The organism is Mycolicibacter algericus DSM 45454, assembly GCF_002086455.1.
In the GTDB taxonomy this organism is placed as follows: domain Bacteria; phylum Actinomycetota; class Actinomycetes; order Mycobacteriales; family Mycobacteriaceae; genus Mycobacterium; species Mycobacterium algericum.
Genome location: NZ_MVHC01000082.1, coordinates 1 through 1,230 on the forward strand (window position 1 = coordinate 1; position 1,230 = coordinate 1,230).

Annotated in this window: 1 protein-coding gene; it reads left to right on the forward strand. The window is 69.8% G+C overall.

Features of this window, described 5'->3' with window-relative positions:
* Positions 1-1,230, forward strand: a 1,230-nt coding sequence (locus BST10_RS22170) for an HNH endonuclease signature motif containing protein (RefSeq protein ID WP_109559624.1), incomplete at both ends; no start/stop codon positions are given.

The window sequence follows — 1,230 nt, forward strand, 5'->3', positions numbered from 1 at the left end:
TCGGGAAGAAATCGTCGAGGCGTTCGACGCTCTTTCGGCCGATCTGGATAAGGCCCTGGAGCTGGACTTCTCGGCACTGACCCCACGCGAATGCCTGGCACTGCTACAGCGCTGCGAGACACTGCGCCGCCGGCTACCGGCGGTGGAGCATCCGATGGTCAACCACGTCGCCGCCACCGACCCCGAGGAACTGGGCGGCAAACCTCGCTGGGTGCTCGCCGACGAACTCGGCATCACCCGCGGGGAGGCCGGGCGCCGCATCGACGAGGCCGCCGACCTGGGACCGCGACGCACCCTGACCGGACAACCCCTGGCTCCGGTGCTGCCCGCGGTGGCCACCGCCCAACGCAAAGGCCGACTCGGGGCCGAGCACATCGCGGTGATCCGCGCCCTGTTCGACTACCTGCCCGACAGCATCGATGCGGGCACACTGGCCCAAGCCGAACAACATCTCGCCGATCTGGCCGCCCACCATCGGCCCGACGAACTTGCCAAACTCGCCCAACGCGTCGCCGACTACCTGCGCCCCGACGGCAACCACACCGACAACGAGCAACGCGCCAAACGACGCGGCATCACCCTGGGCCCCCAAGACCGCGACGGCATGACCGCCATCAAAGGCCACCTCGACCCCCACGCCCGCGCCGCCCTCGATGCCGTGCTGGCCCACTGGGCCGCCCCGGGCAGGTGCAACCCCGCCGATGAGACCCCGTGCCGATCCGGCACCCCCTCACAAGCCCATATCGACAACGACCGCCGCTCAGCGGCGCAACGCAACCACGACGCCCTGGCAGCCATGGCCACCAACCTGCTGGCCTCCGGTGAACTGGGCAGCCACCACGGGCTGCCCGCCACCATCGTCGTGTCGCTGAGCCTGGCCGAACTCGAAGCCGCCGCCGGCAAAGCCACCACCGCCGGCGGCACCTGGCTGCCCCTGCACGACGTGATCGCACTGGCCTCCCACGCGCACCACTACCTCCGCATCTACGACGGCGCCAAACAGATCGCGCTGTTTCACACCAAACGACTCGCCACCCCCGGGCAGCGCTTGGTGCTCTACGACACCGAACGCGGCTGCACGCACCCGGGCTGCACCGTGCCCGCCCAACTCACCGAGGTCCACCACAACCACGACTACGCCCAGCACCCCCGCACCGACATCGACGACCTCACCCTGCGCTGCGGCCCCCACCACCGACTGCTGTCCAACGGCTGGCGCACCCGCAAACG